This is a genomic window from Ruegeria profundi, assembly GCF_049800715.1.
GTDB lineage: Bacteria > Pseudomonadota > Alphaproteobacteria > Rhodobacterales > Rhodobacteraceae > Ruegeria > Ruegeria profundi_A.
In genome coordinates, this window is record NZ_JBNAFO010000013.1 from 28,308 (window position 1) to 43,495 (window position 15,188).

14 protein-coding genes are annotated in these 15,188 nt (G+C 58.7%); 9 read left to right on the top strand and 5 right to left on the bottom strand.

Annotation, left to right across the window (positions count from 1 at the left end; all coding sequences use genetic code 11):
* Positions 1-7: 7 nt before the first annotated feature.
* On the top strand, positions 8-1,231 hold the full coding sequence (gene nqrF / locus ACP15L_RS18620; RefSeq protein ID WP_425085315.1) for an NADH:ubiquinone reductase (Na(+)-transporting) subunit F: 1,224 nt from the start codon (positions 8-10) through the stop codon (positions 1,229-1,231).
* A gap of 57 nt (positions 1,232-1,288) precedes the next feature.
* Here nqrF and tviB read toward each other — a convergent pair whose 3' ends face one another.
* Both tviB and ACP15L_RS18630 read right to left on the bottom strand, forming a co-directional pair.
* On the bottom strand, positions 1,289-2,572 hold the full coding sequence (gene tviB / locus ACP15L_RS18625) for a Vi polysaccharide biosynthesis UDP-N-acetylglucosamine C-6 dehydrogenase TviB (RefSeq protein WP_425085316.1): 1,284 nt from the start codon (positions 2,570-2,572) through the stop codon (positions 1,289-1,291).
* A 15-nt stretch (positions 2,573-2,587) separates the two neighbouring features.
* Entirely contained in the window at positions 2,588-3,601 is a 1,014-nt protein-coding gene (locus tag ACP15L_RS18630; RefSeq protein WP_425085317.1) for an SDR family NAD(P)-dependent oxidoreductase, read from the bottom strand.
* A 125-nt stretch (positions 3,602-3,726) separates the two neighbouring features.
* Here ACP15L_RS18630 and ACP15L_RS18635 point away from each other — a divergent pair, with 125 nt between their 5' ends.
* Entirely contained in the window at positions 3,727-4,470 is a 744-nt protein-coding gene (locus ACP15L_RS18635; protein ID WP_425085318.1) for a metallophosphoesterase, read from the top strand.
* A 43-nt stretch (positions 4,471-4,513) separates the two neighbouring features.
* Here ACP15L_RS18635 and ACP15L_RS18640 read toward each other — a convergent pair whose 3' ends face one another.
* Positions 4,514-5,038, bottom strand: a complete 525-nt coding sequence (locus ACP15L_RS18640; RefSeq protein ID WP_170472451.1) for a CBS domain-containing protein — start codon at positions 5,036-5,038, stop codon at positions 4,514-4,516.
* 112 nt (positions 5,039-5,150) lie between these two features.
* Here ACP15L_RS18640 and ACP15L_RS18645 point away from each other — a divergent pair, with 112 nt between their 5' ends.
* The 4 genes from ACP15L_RS18645 (at position 5,151) to ACP15L_RS18660 (ending at position 8,414) form a co-directional block, all read left to right on the top strand.
* The gene (locus tag ACP15L_RS18645) at positions 5,151-5,336 is read left to right on the top strand and encodes a hypothetical protein (protein ID WP_170377287.1); all 186 of its coding nucleotides are present in this window, start codon (positions 5,151-5,153) and stop codon (positions 5,334-5,336) included.
* A gap of 66 nt (positions 5,337-5,402) precedes the next feature.
* Positions 5,403-6,428 (top strand): FAD:protein FMN transferase, encoded by a 1,026-nt coding sequence (locus ACP15L_RS18650; RefSeq protein ID WP_425085319.1) that lies wholly within the window; start codon positions 5,403-5,405, stop codon positions 6,426-6,428.
* Between the two features lie 15 nt (positions 6,429-6,443).
* Positions 6,444-6,680 (top strand): (Na+)-NQR maturation NqrM, encoded by a 237-nt coding sequence (gene nqrM / locus ACP15L_RS18655; protein WP_170377292.1) that lies wholly within the window; start codon positions 6,444-6,446, stop codon positions 6,678-6,680.
* Between the two features lie 93 nt (positions 6,681-6,773).
* The gene (locus tag ACP15L_RS18660) at positions 6,774-8,414 is read left to right on the top strand and encodes a sulfatase-like hydrolase/transferase (RefSeq protein WP_425085395.1); all 1,641 of its coding nucleotides are present in this window, start codon (positions 6,774-6,776) and stop codon (positions 8,412-8,414) included.
* Here the strand turns inward: ACP15L_RS18660 and ACP15L_RS18665 are convergent.
* On the bottom strand, positions 8,411-9,832 hold the full coding sequence (locus ACP15L_RS18665; protein ID WP_425085320.1) for a pyridoxal phosphate-dependent decarboxylase family protein: 1,422 nt from the start codon (positions 9,830-9,832) through the stop codon (positions 8,411-8,413). The genes ACP15L_RS18660 and ACP15L_RS18665 overlap by 4 nt on opposite strands.
* Before the next feature lie 3 nt (positions 9,833-9,835).
* Positions 9,836-10,969 (bottom strand): DUF819 family protein, encoded by a 1,134-nt coding sequence (locus ACP15L_RS18670; protein ID WP_425085321.1) that lies wholly within the window; start codon positions 10,967-10,969, stop codon positions 9,836-9,838.
* Between the two features lie 213 nt (positions 10,970-11,182).
* Between ACP15L_RS18670 and gpmI the strand changes: the two genes are divergently transcribed.
* The 3 genes from gpmI to ACP15L_RS18685 are packed head-to-tail and all read left to right on the top strand — an operon-like array spanning position 11,183 to position 15,168.
* Positions 11,183-12,697, top strand: a complete 1,515-nt coding sequence (gene gpmI, locus ACP15L_RS18675; protein WP_425085322.1) for a 2,3-bisphosphoglycerate-independent phosphoglycerate mutase — start codon at positions 11,183-11,185, stop codon at positions 12,695-12,697.
* Positions 12,694-13,824 carry a murein hydrolase activator EnvC family protein gene (locus ACP15L_RS18680; RefSeq protein ID WP_425085323.1) on the top strand — a complete coding sequence of 377 codons (1,131 nt, stop codon included), beginning with the start codon at positions 12,694-12,696 and terminating at the stop codon, positions 13,822-13,824. The genes gpmI and ACP15L_RS18680 overlap by 4 nt, the downstream gene beginning before the upstream one ends.
* Before the next feature lie 6 nt (positions 13,825-13,830).
* Positions 13,831-15,168 (top strand): S41 family peptidase, encoded by a 1,338-nt coding sequence (locus ACP15L_RS18685; protein ID WP_170377303.1) that lies wholly within the window; start codon positions 13,831-13,833, stop codon positions 15,166-15,168.
* Positions 15,169-15,188 lie beyond the last annotated feature (20 nt).

The window sequence follows — 15,188 nt, forward strand, 5'->3', positions numbered from 1 at the left end:
GGGCAGAATGGAAACTTTTGGTTTAGGCGTTGCCCTTTTCACAGTGATCGTCATCGCGCTGGTGACGATCATTCTGGCCGCCCGTTCGAAACTGGTCTCGACCGGTGATGTGAACATCACCATCAACGGCGAAAAGACCATCTCGGTCCCTGCCGGTGGCAAGCTGCTGCAGACCTTGGCGGCCGAAAAGCTCTTCGTTCCGTCTGCCTGTGGTGGCGGTGGTACCTGCGCGCAGTGCCGGGTGAAGGTGCATTCCGGTGGCGGATCGATCCTGCCGACCGAGGAAAGCCACATCACCAAGCGTGAAGCGGCCTGTGGTGACCGTCTGTCCTGTCAGGTTGCGGTCAAGCAGGACATGGACATCGAAGTCCCCGAGGAAGTCTTTGGCGTTAAGAAATGGGAATGCACCGTTCGCTCGAACGAGAACGTGGCGACTTTCATCAAGGCTCTGACCCTGGACCTGCCCGAAGGCGAGGACGTGAACTTCCGCGCTGGTGGCTACATCCAGATTGAAGCTCCCGCGCACCAGTTGAAATACACCGATTTCGACGTAGAAGAGGAATATCGCGAGGACTGGGATCGCTTCAATCTGTGGCAGTACGAGTCTATCGTCGCAGAACCGATTGAGCGTGCGTATTCCATGGCGAACTATCCGGACGAAAAGGGCATGATCATGCTGAACGTCCGTGTTGCCTCGCCTCCTCCGGGTTCCGATGGCATCCCTCCGGGTCAAATGTCGTCATACATCTTCAACCTGAAACCGGGTGATAAGGTCACCATCTCGGGTCCGTTCGGTGAGTTCTTCGCCCGCGAAACCCAAAAAGAGATGGTCTTCATCGGCGGTGGCGCGGGCATGGCCCCCATGCGCAGCCACATCTTCGACCAGCTCAAGCGTCTTGAGAACCGTGATCGCAAGATCAGCTTCTGGTACGGTGCGCGGTCGAAGAAAGAGATGTTCTTTGTCGAGGATTTCGACCAATTGGCCGAAGAGTTCGACAATTTCGATTGGCACGTCGCCTTGTCGGATGCGCAGCCCGAGGACGATTGGAAGGGCTATACCGGCTTCATCCACAACGTTCTGTTCGAGGAATACCTCAAGAACCACCCCGCGCCTGAAGATTGCGAGTTCTACATGTGTGGTCCTCCAATCATGAACCAGTCGGTCATCAACATGCTGCTGGATTTGGGTGTGGACCGCGAAGACATCATGCTCGACGATTTCGGCGGGTAAGAGACAAAAAAGCCGGCGCAACATGCGCCGGCTTTTTTTGGTGGTCTCCAGACCGCATCAGAGCCTCAAGTCACTCGCGTCCCTTGGCAGGCAGGACTTGATGTCGAATACCACGCTGTTGGGTTTGCCGTAAGCTCGGAATGTTGACGGATCAGCGTCTTTGTATTCCTGATGCGCGACGGCCAGAACGACTGCATCATAAGTTCCGTCCTGAGGGGAACTTGAAAGCGAGAGGCCGTATTCAGCCTCGGCTGCGGCGGGGTCGGCATGGGGATCGTGGACGTCGACGCTGATGCCATAGCTCTGCAATTCCTCAATGATATCAACGACGCGTGTGTTCCGCAGGTCAGGACAGTTTTCTTTGAAGGTCAGGCCAAGAACCAGAACACGTGCTGCTCCGACATTGATGCCGCTTCGGGTCATGCGTTTGACCAGTTGAGACACCACATAACTGCCCATCCGATCGTTCAGCCTCCGCCCGGCCAGAATGATCTGAGGGTGATGGCCCACGGTCTCGGCCTTGTGGGTCAGATAGTAGGGGTCCACGCCGATACAGTGCCCGCCGACCAGACCGGGGCGGAACGGCAGGAAGTTCCACTTGGTCCCCGCGGCGCGCAAAACGGCCTCGGTGTCGATCTCCATCCGGCCGAAAATCATCGCCAGCTCATTCACCAGCGCGATGTTCAGGTCGCGCTGGGTGTTTTCGATCACCTTTGCAGCCTCAGCCACGCGGATGCTTTCGGCCTTGTGCGTTCCGGCGGTGATGATCCGCGCATAGAGCGCATCGACCAGATCCGCAACCTGCGGGGTCGAGCCCGAGGTCACCTTGCAGATATCCGCGATCCGATGGGTCTTGTCGCCGGGATTGATCCGTTCGGGGCTGTAGCCAGCGAAGAAATCAGTGTTGAAACTCAGGCCCGAGGTGCGTTCCAGCACTGGTACGCAGTCTTCCTCGGTCGCGCCGGGATAGACGGTGGATTCGTAGATCACCAGGTCGCCGGGTTTCAGGACCATGCCCACGGCTTCCGAGGCCGCGAGTAAAGGCAACAAATCAGGTTGTTTGCCTGCGGTGATTGGGGTGGGCACCGTGACGATGAAGGTGTCGCACTCCGCAAGGTCGGACGCTTGCGTGGTGAAACTCAGACCCGATGCCGCGGCAAGGTCTTCGGGTTCAACCTCTTGCGTTGCGTCCTTACCATTGCGCAAGGCGTCGATACGTGCGGCGTTGATATCAAACCCGACCACGGGGCCGATTTTGCCAAAGGCAACTGCCAGCGGCAGGCCGACATAGCCCAACCCAATCACGGCGATTTTGCGGGCGTCAGGATTGGTTTCCAGCATTCCGGTCTAAGCCCTTTACTTGCCGTGATAGTCGCGGAACCACGCGACAAACTGCGCGATCCCGTCTTTGAAATTAGTTTCCGGGCGGTACCCTGTCAGGTGCTGTAACAGGTCAGTATTGGCCCATGTGGCGGGGACGTCGCCCATTTGCATGGGCATGTAGTTGCGGACGGCCTTTTTCCCGATCGCGGCTTCGATGGCTTCGATGAAATCCATCAGGCGCACCTTGTCACCATTGCCGATATTGACGACCCGGTACGGCGCGACGGGGGACAGACTGTCGCCGTCCTCGACCTCATCCGCGCTGGCGGGTCGCACCGGAGGCACGTCGATCAGCAAACGGATGCCACGGACCAGATCCTCGACATTGGTAAAGTCGCGATACATGTCGCCTTGGTTGTAGATATCAATCGGGCGGTCTTCGAGGATCGCGTCGACGAACTTGTACAGCGCCAGATCGGGCCGCCCCCAGGTGCCATAGACCGTGAAGAACCGGAACATGGTGGTCGGCAGGTCCCAAAGATGGGCATAAGAATGGGCCATCGCCTCATTGGCCTTCTTGGTCGCCGCGTAGATCGTCAGCTGCGTATCGGCTTTCTCAACTTCGGTAAAGGGCATGTCCTCATTCGCGCCATAGACCGAAGAGGTCGAGGCCATCAGAAGGTGCTGAACCTTGTGCTGACGCGCGACCTCCATCACGTTGAACGTGCCGACAACGTTCGAGTTGATGTAGCTGCGCGGCTCTTCAAGGCTGTAGCGCACACCGGCCTGAGCGGCGAGGTGGATGATCACCTCGGGCTGAAACTCATCCGCGACCTGCATCAGCCGTTCGTGGTTTTCCAGCATGTCTTCGGTGGTGGTAAAGCCGGAATTTTGCAGCAACATCTGGTGGCGACGCTGCTTGAGGGCGACGTCGTAATAGTCTGTCATCCCGTCATAGCCATGCACACGGAACCCTTCGGACAGCAACAGCTTCGCCAGGTGAAAGCCGATAAATCCGGCCGTGCCCGTGATCAAAACCCGCTTCATACATCCCTCACGCTTCGGCGACCCGTCTGCAATGTCTATCAAGGTTGCGCGGCCATTGGTCAACCGCCGGTTTCCGGACCGATTGCCGATTGTCCGTGGCAGCCGGTCGGAGTAGAGGTCTTTGCATGGTGACGGGCTGGATCAAAGGGCTGCTTGGGCCGGGCGGAATGCGCGGCGCGGATGTGTCGGGCATTAGGCCCGAGGCGCGTTTCGTGGCGGTCGGAGATATCCACGGACGTCTGGACCTGTTGCAAGCCCTGCTACCGAAGCTCGATGAGGGCCTGCCCTGGGTGTTTGTCGGTGACTATATCGACCGGGGTGACTACAGCGCACAGGTGTTGCGGCAGTTGAAACATCTGAGTTTGACTTCAAACGGGCGGGTAACTTGCCTGTTGGGCAATCATGAAGAAATGTTGCTGCGGTTTCTCGAAGACCCGTTTGGCATTGGCCCGCTGTGGATGAACAACGGGGGCGTCCAGACGCTTGCCTCCTTTGGAATAAAGGATTTCGACGCCGACAAGGGCGATCTAGCGGAACGTTTGCGCATTGCCATGGGGCAGGAGCTTGTGGATTGGCTGACCGAGCGGCCCCTGATGTGGACCAGCGGCAATGTCTCGGTCGTTCACGCCGCTCTGGACCCTCGGGCATCAGCGGAAAAACAGGACCGGAGAACCTGCCTTTGGGGTCATCCCAAGTTCCGACAGCAGTCGCGCCGGGATGGTCAATGGGTGGTGCATGGGCACACGATCGTTGATCAGGTCGAAGTTCGAGATGGGGTGATTTCGATCGACACCGGCGCTTTCGTCACCAACTGCCTGACCGCTGCCGAAATGTATCCCGGAGGGGTCACATTCACGGCAACAGCTTAGGTCGTCTGGCCCGAGGCGAAAGACCGCCGCGGGCCGGGTTGCTTTAGCCAACGATCATCTGCTTCATGCGCAGCGCCTCGTATTCCAGCTCTTTCAGACGGAAATGCACGACGTCACCGATGGTGATCATACCGCACAAAAGTCCATCACGGACCACCGGCATGTGGCGGAACCGGCCTTCGGTCATGGTTTTCAGAACCGCATTCAGCGTATCGTCGGGTGAACAGCTCTGAACCTCTTTGGTCATCAGATCCTCGACCGATTGCGGCAGGGTCTGGCCGGGCGTATCAGCCATACGGCGCACGATGTCACGCTCGGACAGAATGCCCTGTAGCGCTCCGTTCTGATCGGTGACCAGAACGGCACCGATGTGTTTTTCCTTGAGAATATTGACCACCGTGTGGATCGTCTCGTTCGGACGGACCGAGAACACCGCGTCGCCTTTCCCCTCAAGCAGTTTCGCCACGGTCGTCTGCGACTGCGACAGGTTCGATCCTGTCGACTGGCTGTAGGTGGACTTGTCCTGCTTGTCGCCGCGTGTGGGGGCCTGGTATGAGGTTGGGGCCATGGGCAATCTCCTTTTTGGTTCTTGCAAAGTCTTTCCCTTTCACCTTAGCGCAGCTAAATGGCCTGTATAGGGTGCAAATGCCCGCATCGGCGAAAACCCGGAGTCCAATCCTGTGAGTGACATCTATCTGACACCCCCCATTGCTGCGCTGATTTTCTTTGTTGTGGTGGTCTGCGGCCATAATTTTCGCATGGTGTGGAAACAGCAGCCGGACGGGTGGCAGAAGCGGGCGTGGTTGTTCGGACTTCCAGCCGGGATCGGCCTTTTGATGTTGGGTTTTTTGCCGCTGAAGCTGTGAAGCCGGTTTGACTCTGACCGGGGTGGCTGGCATATGCCGGGCACTGCTTTTCCCGGAGACTGATCCATGCGTCTACTGCCTGCGCTGGCCCTTATCACCCTTTTGACTGGCTGCCTGTTCGACAAGGAACCCGATGTGGTGCGCCTGTCGGGTGAGACCATGGGCACGACCTTCAATGTCACTGCGATTGGTGAGGATCTGGACGAAACCGCGTTGGCTGCATCGGTCGAGGAGACTCTGGCTGCGGTCAACGCCAAGATGTCGAACTGGGATCCGAATTCCGAGGTTTCCACCTTTTCGGCGTCCACCAGCACCGACCCTGTTGCTGTCTCCGACGAATTCGCGCTGGTTCTGGCCGCCGCAAATGACGTTCATAACAAAACCGATGGAGCCTTTGACGTCACACTCGGCCCGTTGATCGAACTTTGGGGCTTTGGCCCGCGCAAGCCCGAAGACCCCGTGCCATCCGATGCTGATATCGAGGCCGCGCTGGCAGGCGTTGGACAAAAGCGGCTTTTGACGTTGGATGCTGAGGCAGGAACGCTGGCAAAATCCGAACCTGGCGTTGGGATCAATCTGTCGGCCATCGCCAAGGGCTATGGCATTGACGCTGTCGCCGAGACCCTGCGGGACGCAGGCATCGAAAACTATCTGGTTGAGATCGGCGGTGATCTGGTCTCAAAAGGCCAGAACGACAAGGGCGAAACGTGGCAGATCGGGATCGAAAAGCCTCAGGCCGGGTCCCAGAGCCTGCAGCTGATCGTGTCGCTGGACGATCGCGGCATGGCCAGTTCGGGCGATTACAAGAACTACTTCGAACAAGACGGCGTGCGTTATTCGCATATCATCGACCCGACAACCGGGCGTCCGATCACGCATCGCACGACCTCGGTCACGGTTCTGGCGGTAAACGCCATGATGGCGGATGCTTGGGCGACTGCAATGCTGGCGCTGGGTCGGGAAAAGGGTATGCAACTGGCCGAAGAGCATAAACTTGCCGTGTATTTCATATCGCGGGATGTGACAGGCGGCGATGATGCCTATATAACCTCGCACAGCAGCGCGTTCAAAGACGCACTGGACACCAACTGATTGGTAGGAACCGAGATGAGCACATTCATTCTGGCCTTTATTCTTCTGTCTCTGGTGATGGTCGGCATGTCGCTGGGCGTGATGTTGATGGGTAAGACCATCAAGGGCAGCTGCGGCGGTTTGAACGCGATCTCGGGCGCGGATAAATGCGTGGTCTGCCAAAAGGACATCGACCCTGACAGCCCTCTGCGTGATCAGCTGCAATGCAAACGCGCCAAGAAGATGCTGGAGCAGATGGAGCGTCAGGCCTAATCGGCATTTGCGCTGCCCATTGGGAATTGGCTAGATAGCCTCCTGACCAGACCGGAGGCGCATGTGGCCAAAGCCAAGAATATCCTGTTCATCATGTTCGACCAGCTGCGCTGGGATTACCTGAGCTGCTACGGGCATCCGCATCTTCAAACGCCGAATATCGACCGATTGGCCGCTCGGGGTTTGCGCTTCAATCGCGCCTATATCCAATCACCGATCTGCGGCAGTTCGCGCATGTCGACCTATACCGGTCGGTATGTGCATTCGCATGGAGCCTCGTGGAACGGGATCCCCTTAAAGGTCGGTGAGATGACGATGGGCGACCACCTGCGTAAGGCAGGGATGGAGTGCTGGCTGGTTGGCAAAACCCATATGCGCGCGGATGTAGAGGGCATGGCGCGGCTCGGCCTTGAACCGGACAGCCTGATTGGCGCCCGTGTGGCGGAATGCGGTTTTGACGTGTTCGAACGCGATGACGGCATGCGCCCTGAAGGTCCGGACGGGTTTTATGACCCCGATGGGGCCAAGGCCTACAATGAGTATTTGCGAGACAAAGGCTATGAAAGCGACAACCCCTGGCATGACTTCGCAAATTCCGGGTTGGATGCAGATGGCAATGTTCTGTCTGGTTGGTTCCTGAAGAACTCCTCGGAGGCTGCAAATATCGCCGAAGAAGACAGCGAGACACCCTATTTGACCGGACGCGGGATCGAGTTCATGGAGACCCATAACGCCCCATGGTGCTGTCACCTGAGCTTCATCAAACCGCACTGGCCCTATATCGTGCCAGAGCCCTATGCCTCAATGTACGGGCCTGAGCATGTGCTGCCGGTGGTGCGATCCGATGAGGAACGCAAAAATGCGCATCCGGTGTTGAAAGCGTTCATGGAGACCAAAATCGGTGAGACCTTCTCGCGCCAGGATGTGCGTGAGGCGGTGATCCCAGCCTATATGGGCCTGATCAAGCAGGCCGACGATCAGATGGGCCGGTTGTTTGACTGGATGGAGCGGACCGGCCGGATGGAAGATACGATGATCGTTCTGACCTCAGATCATGGCGACTTTCTAGGCGACCATTGGATGGGCGAGAAAACGTTCTTCCACGATACCTCGACCAAAATGCCACTGATCATCTATGACCCTTCGCCCGAGGCCGACGCGACCCGAGGCATGGTGAGCGATGCGCTGGTCGAATCCATTGATCTTGCTCCGACATTCGTAGATGTGGCCGGAGGCGGCGTCGCCAGTCATATCCTCGAAGGTCATTCCCTGTTGCCGATCCTGCATGGACAGGCACAGGACCGGCCTCGGGATGTGGTGGTCTGCGAATACGACTATTCCGCGTCGCCAATTGCCGAGCGGATGAACGCCTCTGTCCGCGCTGCGGTGATGTTCATGGTCGCCAACAAACGCTGGAAGCTGATCCATTGTGAGGGCGGGCACCGTCCGATCCTGTTCGATCTTGAAAACGACCCGGAGGAGTTGGTTGATCTGGGCGACAGCGAAGATCATGCCGAGGTGATCAGTGAAATGTATGACCACCTGTTCGCTTGGACACGCCGCCCGTCACAGCGCACGACGCGGTCTGAACAGCAACTGATCGAGATGCGAACCAAAAGCCGGGGCAGGGGGATCGTGTTGGGGATCTACGACGAAAATGACATGCCGCTAGACCTGACGGTCAAATACCGAAACCGGAAAGCCAAGCCGTACAAGAGTTATCTGAAGGACTAACTGCGCCGCGCTTTCCACTGAACATATCGGGCCATGCCGCGTTCCAGCAGGTTCGGGGTCTTGCCGTCATCCAGATGCAAATCTCCACCACCGGCCCGGTACATCTCGGCAAACACATCCAGCACCTTGGATTTCACCATGCCGCGCAGCGGGACATGGGCCATCATGCCATAGGTTGCGGCCCCTCCGGTTTTGGCGAGCTCGGGGTTGGCGCGAACGGTTGCAACCGCCTGGGCGAGATCGGCCAGGTATTCATCGGTGACATGCCGGTGTTTGGCGGTGACCATGCAATGGATGCCATCTGGGTTTTGAACGCGATTGATGCTCCAACCGGCGCGCTCCAGCTGATCCGCCACGGCATAGATGTTCAGTTGCGGATCGGTTGAGCCATAGGCCAGCAGCGGCCCCTGCGGGTTTCCCAGAATGCGCAGGCCGTCTATCGCCGCTATTCCCGTCTTCAAGGTCTCGACCGCTTCGGTGGTGTCTTTCGCCAACCGGCAGTAGCCGTCCTCACCGAGTTTCTGCATCACCGCCCAGGCGGCGGCATAGGCGCCTCCTGGTCTTGTGCCCAGCAAAGCGGGCGAGGCAAAGACCCCTCCGGGCCAGTCCGGGAAGACGAACATCTGGTGCTTCAACAGGTCAAGATTGCGATACAGGATGGTTGACGCCCCCTTGGCCGCATAGCCGTATTTATGCAGATCGGCCGAGATGGACGTCACCCCCGGCACCCGGAAATCCCAATCGGGCAGGTCAACGCCGTTCCGCTCCATGAAGGGCAGGATCAGCCCGCCGACGCAGGCGTCGATATGCAAGGGAATGCCTTTGGACTGTGCGATCGCGCCCATCTCGGCGATCGGATCAATCGTCCCATGCGGGTATTCCGGCGCGGAGCCGAGGATCATCACCGTGCCCGCGTCAATCATCCTCGCAAGTTTGGAGATATCGGTGGCGTAGTCCTGCGTCATCGGCAAAAGGCGCGCCTTGACGCCGAAATATTCGGCCGCCTTGAACCAGGCGACATGCGCTGTTTTAGGCAGGATCATGTTCGGACGGGTCACTTTACGCTTTTTGCGCGCCATGTCCCAGTAGGTTTTGACCGCCATCAGACAGCTCTCGGTGCCGCCCGCAGTGACCACGCCACAGGTGTCCGGTCCGCCCTTCAGCAGCCCAGCCATGGTTGAGATGATCTGCGTCTCCATCCGTTTGAGGCTTTGGAATGCGGCCGGATTCAATCCGTTTGCCGAGGAGAACGCGCTGTAGGCCTTGGCTGTGAAAGCGTCGTGGTCTTCGTCCAGATGATAAACAAGGCTCCACGTCCGGCCCTCGCGGTAATTCGGGTCGTTTTCGGCAAAGGATTTTAACTGGTCCAGGATCTCGCCTTCGGGGCGGCCTGTCTCTGGCAATTTCTGATGATCCATATCCTATCCTTTCCCGGCCAACAGCAGCGCCAGTGAAATGCCCAGATAGTTCCCGATGGCAAAGCCAAGAATGCCGGTTGCCATGCCCGACATCAAGATCGCAGGGTTGCGCAAGCTGCGCGCGACCATGGGCACAAAAGCAGGCGACATAACGGCAGCGACCGAGGTGATCAGGAACGTATCCCTGTCGACCCCAGCGGCGCGTGCAAGTAGCGCGTGCAGACCGAAGCTGCCGAAGGTGGCGATCAACACAAAGCCAAGAACGGACAGATCCATATCGCGCAACTCCGCCAGATCCATCGAAGCCGCAACGCTGAATGAAAACACGTAAAGCAGGTACATGCCCATATGAGGTGCGGCCCGGTTTTTGCGCAAAGACGGTGTGACCGAACCAAGCAGACCCAGCGACGTAAGAAGAACCACGGTCATGACCTGTGATGGCGCAAAGCTGAACATAGGGGTCATTAGCACCGCTGCGGCCACGCAAAATGCGCCAATCAGAAAAGCGACCACCCCCTGACGGAGCATATTTGGCGCATTCGCCCCGTCCGTGTCGGGAACCTGCGTGTCGCGATCACCCGGGAAGGGCTTCAGAAAGCGGGCGAAAACCAACGGGGCCAGTGTCAGCACAAACAGCAGGTAACCGGCGCCGACAACAGTATCGACGGTTGCAAACAGCAGATATCGGTTCTCGGGGATATCCAGTGCCAGTTTGATCGCACCCATATTCGCAAGACCGCCTGTATACATCCCCACAGCCATGCCGGACAGCTGCTCACTCTGCTCTGTGCCGCCTGCTTGGAACGCAAAGAACAGGCCCGTTGCAACAAGCGTGACCGAGACAACGGCCAGCGCCATCGACAAAAGCGCAGAACCTGCGATCCGCCCCCATGCCCCAACGTCGACTCCAAACAGCAGCAAAGGCAGGGCCAGTCCTAAGCTAGCCTCCATGACCCCGTCACGGACCTGACCAGCCACGTCAGGCTGCAGACCAGACAGCCCCAACGCCAAACCGGCCATATAGCACAGCACAATCGGCCCCAGCCGCCCGGCCAAAGTCGAATGCCGTGCAAGCAGCATCATCGCGGCGGGCGCCAAAAGGTAGATCAGTGCGAAGACTGAGATCTCTGGCCGCATAGGTTCCCTCTCCCTGAAAGTGAGACTAGGCAGCACGACGCGGTTCGCACAAGGTGGTCTGACGTAAGGTTCACGCTCCTTTCGGGTAAGGAAATCCGGGAGTCAGGGTCAGTTTATGAAACGATTAAATCTGCGCCGATGGGCGCAAAGGCGGTTCACCCCAAAGCGGTCAGGCGGTAGAAGGTTCGCCAAGAGCAGTTACCGGAGACCAAAATGGCCACGCCCAAACCCGTAGTCCTGTGTATTCTTGATGGTTGGGGATTGTCCGAAGACACTCAGGCCAATGCCCCGTATTTGGCCAATACACCTGCATTCGATGCGATTATGCAGGGCCCGCATGCCACGCTGATTACGCATGGCCCGGATGTGGGCTTGCCCAGCGGTCAGATGGGTAATTCCGAGGTTGGGCACACCAATATCGGCGCGGGCCGTGTGGTGGCGATGGATCTGGGCCAGATTGATCTGGCGATCGAGGATGGCTCATTCTTCGAAAATGACGCGCTGCAGGCGTTCATTGAAAAAGTGAAAGCCGCGGGCGGAACGGCGCATCTGATGGGGCTGGCCTCGGATGGCGGTGTTCATGGGCATGTGAACCACATCGTTGCAGCGGCCAAAGCGATCACGGATGCCGGCGTTCCGGTGGCTCTGCATGCAGTGACCGACGGGCGCGATGTCGCTCCGAAATCGGCTTTCACCTACATCTCCGAGCTTGAGGAACGCCTGCCCGAAGGGGCGCGTATCGTCACCGTCTGCGGTCGTTACTTCGCCATGGACCGCGATAACCGGTGGGAGCGTGTCAGCCAAGCCTACAACGCCATGATCAAAGGACAGGGCCGTGCCGGTACCACGGCGCATGGAGCGGTTGACTACGCTTACAACCAATCCGAGACGGATGAGTTCATCGTGCCGACCGTGCTGAAAGGTTATGACGGTGTCAAAGATGGTGACGGGTTTTTCTGCCTGAATTTCCGCGCCGACCGCGCTCGGGAGATTCTGCGCGCGATTGCCGAGCCGGGCTTTGACGATTTCGACACCGGCCCGCGCCCAGCGCTGTCTGCCCTGCTTGGCATGGTCGAATACTCTGACGGCCACAACGCCTATATGACAACCGTGTTCCCCAAACGAGCCATCGTGAACACTTTGGGCGAGTGGGTGGCCAAACAGGGTTTGCGTCAGTTCCGTCTGGCCGAAACCGAGAAATACCCCCATGTCACCTTCTTCCTGAACGGCGGCAAGGAGGTCCCCGAAACTGGCGAAGATCGCTTCATGCCCAAATCGCCCAAAGTGGCCACTTATGATCTGCAGCCCGAGATGTCCTCGACCGAAGTGACGGACAAGTTCGTTGAGGCCATCAAGGCTGGCTATGATCTGATCGTCACCAACTATGCCAACCCCGATATGGTCGGCCACACCGGAGACCTGAGCGCTGCGATCAAAGCCTGCGAGGCCGTGGATCAAGGCTTGGCCCGTGTGGTGGCCGCGTTGAAAAAAGCCGGGGGGGCGATGATCGTCACCGCAGATCACGGCAATTGCGAAGTGATGGTGGACCCGGAGACAGGTGGCCCACACACCGCGCACACGCTGAACCCAGTGCCGGTGGCTTTAGTTGGTGGGCCTGAGGGGGCGGCGCTCCGCTCCGGGCGTTTGTCGGACCTTGCGCCCACTTTGCTGGCACTGATGAACCTGCCCAAACCGCCTGAGATGACTGGGGAAAGCCTGCTGTCATGAGGGTTCTGGCCGCAGCCTTGGCGGTGGTCTTGTATGGCCCGGCAGAGGCGCAGAGCACTCCGTCTCAGGCGGCACTGGCGGCAGCCGAGATGTTGGAACAGGCGTCAATCTCGCTGTCCGATGCAGAAAGCGCGCGCGACCGCGTACGCGCTCTGACCGAGACGATCCAAGCTTACGAGGCTGGGCTGTCCGCCATGCGGGACGGGTTGCGCATGGCCGCCACGCGCGAGGCGCAGCTGTCGGCTGAGCTGCGCGCGCGGGAACAGGATGTGGCGCAATTGCTGGGCGTATTGCAGACCATTGAAACAACCACCCCGCCGGTGCTGATGCTACACCCCTCGGGGCCCTTGGGGGCCGCGCGGGCCGGGATGATGCTGTCCGAGGTGACACCGGGCCTGAATGCAAAAGCGCAGGCTTTGGCACAGGATCTGCAAGAGGTTCAGACCTTGCGCGTACTACAGCAGGATGCAGCGGAAACCCTGACAGAAGGTCTGACCGGGGTGCAGTCCGCCCGTACCCGCCTGAGCGAAGCCATCGCGGATCGCACCGGGTTGCCGCAGCGCTTTGTCGAGGACCCGATCAAAACGGCAATCCTGATCTCTTCGACCGAAACACTCGATGGGTTCGCAACAGGCCTATCCGAAATCTCGGAAGGCGAGATCGCGCAAAGTGACGACTCTATTCAAAGCCGCAAAGGCGACGTGCCTCTGCCGGTCCAGGGCGTTTTATTGCACCGGGCCGGGGAAACAGACGCAGCAGGCGTAACGCGGCCTGGGCTCGTGCTTGGTGCGCGCCCGCGTGCTCTGGTAACAACGCCCACGGCGGCAACAATTCGCTACCGAGGGCCGCTGCTGGACCTGGGAAATCTGATCATTCTTGAGCCTCAGCCCGGCCTTCTGTTCGTCTTTTCGGGCTTGCAGGAAGTCTATGGAGACATAGGTCAAGTGATACCAGAGGGCACTCCGGTCGGTTTGATGCCCGGTGAAACGCCGGAAATCGGTGCTATTTTGTCAACTCGTGGTGATGGCACTGGAACTGACCGGTCAGAAACGCTCTATATAGAGGTCAGAGAAGATAACAGCCCCGTGGACCCCGAGTCGTGGTTTCGGACCAGCAAGGATGGATAAACGAGTATGAAGAAATTTGTGATGGCCGGACTGGCCGGAACGGTTGCAGGCATCATTGCAACAACTCAGATCGCAGGACCCCTGCTGGCGCAGGAGGCCGAGAGCAAGGCCGATGTCTACCAGCAACTCGACCTGTTCGGTGATATTTTTGAGCGGATCCGCGCGCAGTATGTCGAAGAGGTTGAGCCGGAAGAGCTGATCGAAGCCGCGATTGACGGCATGTTGACCTCGCTTGATCCGCATTCCAGCTACCTGTCGCCCGACGACGCCGAACAGATGCGCGTGCAGACCCGGGGTGAGTTTGGTGGGCTTGGTATCGAGGTCACGCAAGAGGAAGGCTTTGTCAAAGTCGTCTCTCCGATCGACGACACGCCCGCCGATGAAGCCGGGATCGAGGCCGGAGATTTCATCACCCATGTGGACGGCGAAAGCATTCTGGGCCTGACGCTGGACAAGGCGGTTGAACTGATGCGCGGTCCTGTCGGCTCGGAAATCGTGATCACCGTTGTGCGTGAAGGTGAGCCTGATCCGTTCGATGTCACCATCATTCGCGATACGATCAAACTGACCGCCGTACGTGCCCGGACCGAGGGCACCAGTGTTGTCATGCGAGTGACCACGTTCAACGATCAGACCTTCCCGAACCTGCAAGCCGGAATGGAAGAGCAGATCGAGGAAGCGGGCGGGATCGACAAGGTCAACGGCTTTGTGCTGGATCTTCGCAACAACCCCGGCGGTCTGCTGACGCAGGCGATCAAGGTCTCGGATGCCTTCCTGAACGAGGGTGAGATCGTCTCGACCCGTGGACGTGACCCGCAGGACGGCGAGCGTTTCAACGCGACCCCCGGCGATCTGGCCGAAGGTAAGCCGATTGTGGTGTTGATCAATGGCGGTTCTGCCTCGGCCTCTGAAATCGTTGCCGGTGCCCTGCAAGACCACCGACGCGCGATTGTTGTTGGTACCAAGAGCTTTGGTAAAGGCTCGGTGCAGACGGTGATGCCGCTGCGCGGTGACGGTGCGATGCGTCTGACCACCTCGCGGTACTACACGCCGTCTGGCCGTTCGATCCAGGCGTTGGGTGTCAGCCCGGACATTATCGTGGAACAACCGCGCCCGGCTCCGGAAACTGAAGAAGAGGATGATCGTCCGGCACGCTCGGAAGCGGATCTGCGCGGCAGTCTGAACAATGACAGCCTCAGCGAGGATGAAATCCGCCAGATCGAAGAAGACCGCGCCAAAGCTGAAGCCACCGCTGAGCTGCGGGAAGAGGATTACCAGTTGGCCTATGCCATCGACATCCTCAAAGGTCTTTCGGCGTTCAATCCTGACGGTCCGTCTCAGTAAAATCCAAAGGGTCGCGCCAG

What these genes read in the sequence shown, in the direction of transcription:
- ACP15L_RS18685 (WP_170377303.1), top strand. Translation starts at nt 13,831, where the DNA reads ATGAAGAAATTTGTGATGGCCGGACTGGCCGGAACGGTTGCAGGCATC.
- ACP15L_RS18635 (WP_425085318.1), top strand. Translation starts at nt 3,727, where the DNA reads ATGGTGACGGGCTGGATCAAAGGGCTGCTTGGGCCGGGCGGAATGCGC.
- nqrF (WP_425085315.1), top strand. Translation starts at nt 8, where the DNA reads ATGGAAACTTTTGGTTTAGGCGTTGCCCTTTTCACAGTGATCGTCATC.
- ACP15L_RS18640 (WP_170472451.1), bottom strand. Translation starts at nt 5,038, where the DNA reads ATGGCCCCAACCTCATACCAGGCCCCCACACGCGGCGACAAGCAGGAC.
- ACP15L_RS18650 (WP_425085319.1), top strand. Translation starts at nt 5,403, where the DNA reads ATGCGTCTACTGCCTGCGCTGGCCCTTATCACCCTTTTGACTGGCTGC.
- ACP15L_RS18665 (WP_425085320.1), bottom strand. Translation starts at nt 9,832, where the DNA reads ATGGATCATCAGAAATTGCCAGAGACAGGCCGCCCCGAAGGCGAGATC.
- nqrM (WP_170377292.1), top strand. Translation starts at nt 6,444, where the DNA reads ATGAGCACATTCATTCTGGCCTTTATTCTTCTGTCTCTGGTGATGGTC.
- gpmI (WP_425085322.1), top strand. Translation starts at nt 11,183, where the DNA reads ATGGCCACGCCCAAACCCGTAGTCCTGTGTATTCTTGATGGTTGGGGA.
- ACP15L_RS18670 (WP_425085321.1), bottom strand. Translation starts at nt 10,969, where the DNA reads ATGCGGCCAGAGATCTCAGTCTTCGCACTGATCTACCTTTTGGCGCCC.
- ACP15L_RS18630 (WP_425085317.1), bottom strand. Translation starts at nt 3,601, where the DNA reads ATGAAGCGGGTTTTGATCACGGGCACGGCCGGATTTATCGGCTTTCAC.
- ACP15L_RS18660 (WP_425085395.1), top strand. Translation starts at nt 6,774, where the DNA reads ATGTTCGACCAGCTGCGCTGGGATTACCTGAGCTGCTACGGGCATCCG.
- tviB (WP_425085316.1), bottom strand. Translation starts at nt 2,572, where the DNA reads ATGCTGGAAACCAATCCTGACGCCCGCAAAATCGCCGTGATTGGGTTG.
- ACP15L_RS18680 (WP_425085323.1), top strand. Translation starts at nt 12,694, where the DNA reads ATGAGGGTTCTGGCCGCAGCCTTGGCGGTGGTCTTGTATGGCCCGGCA.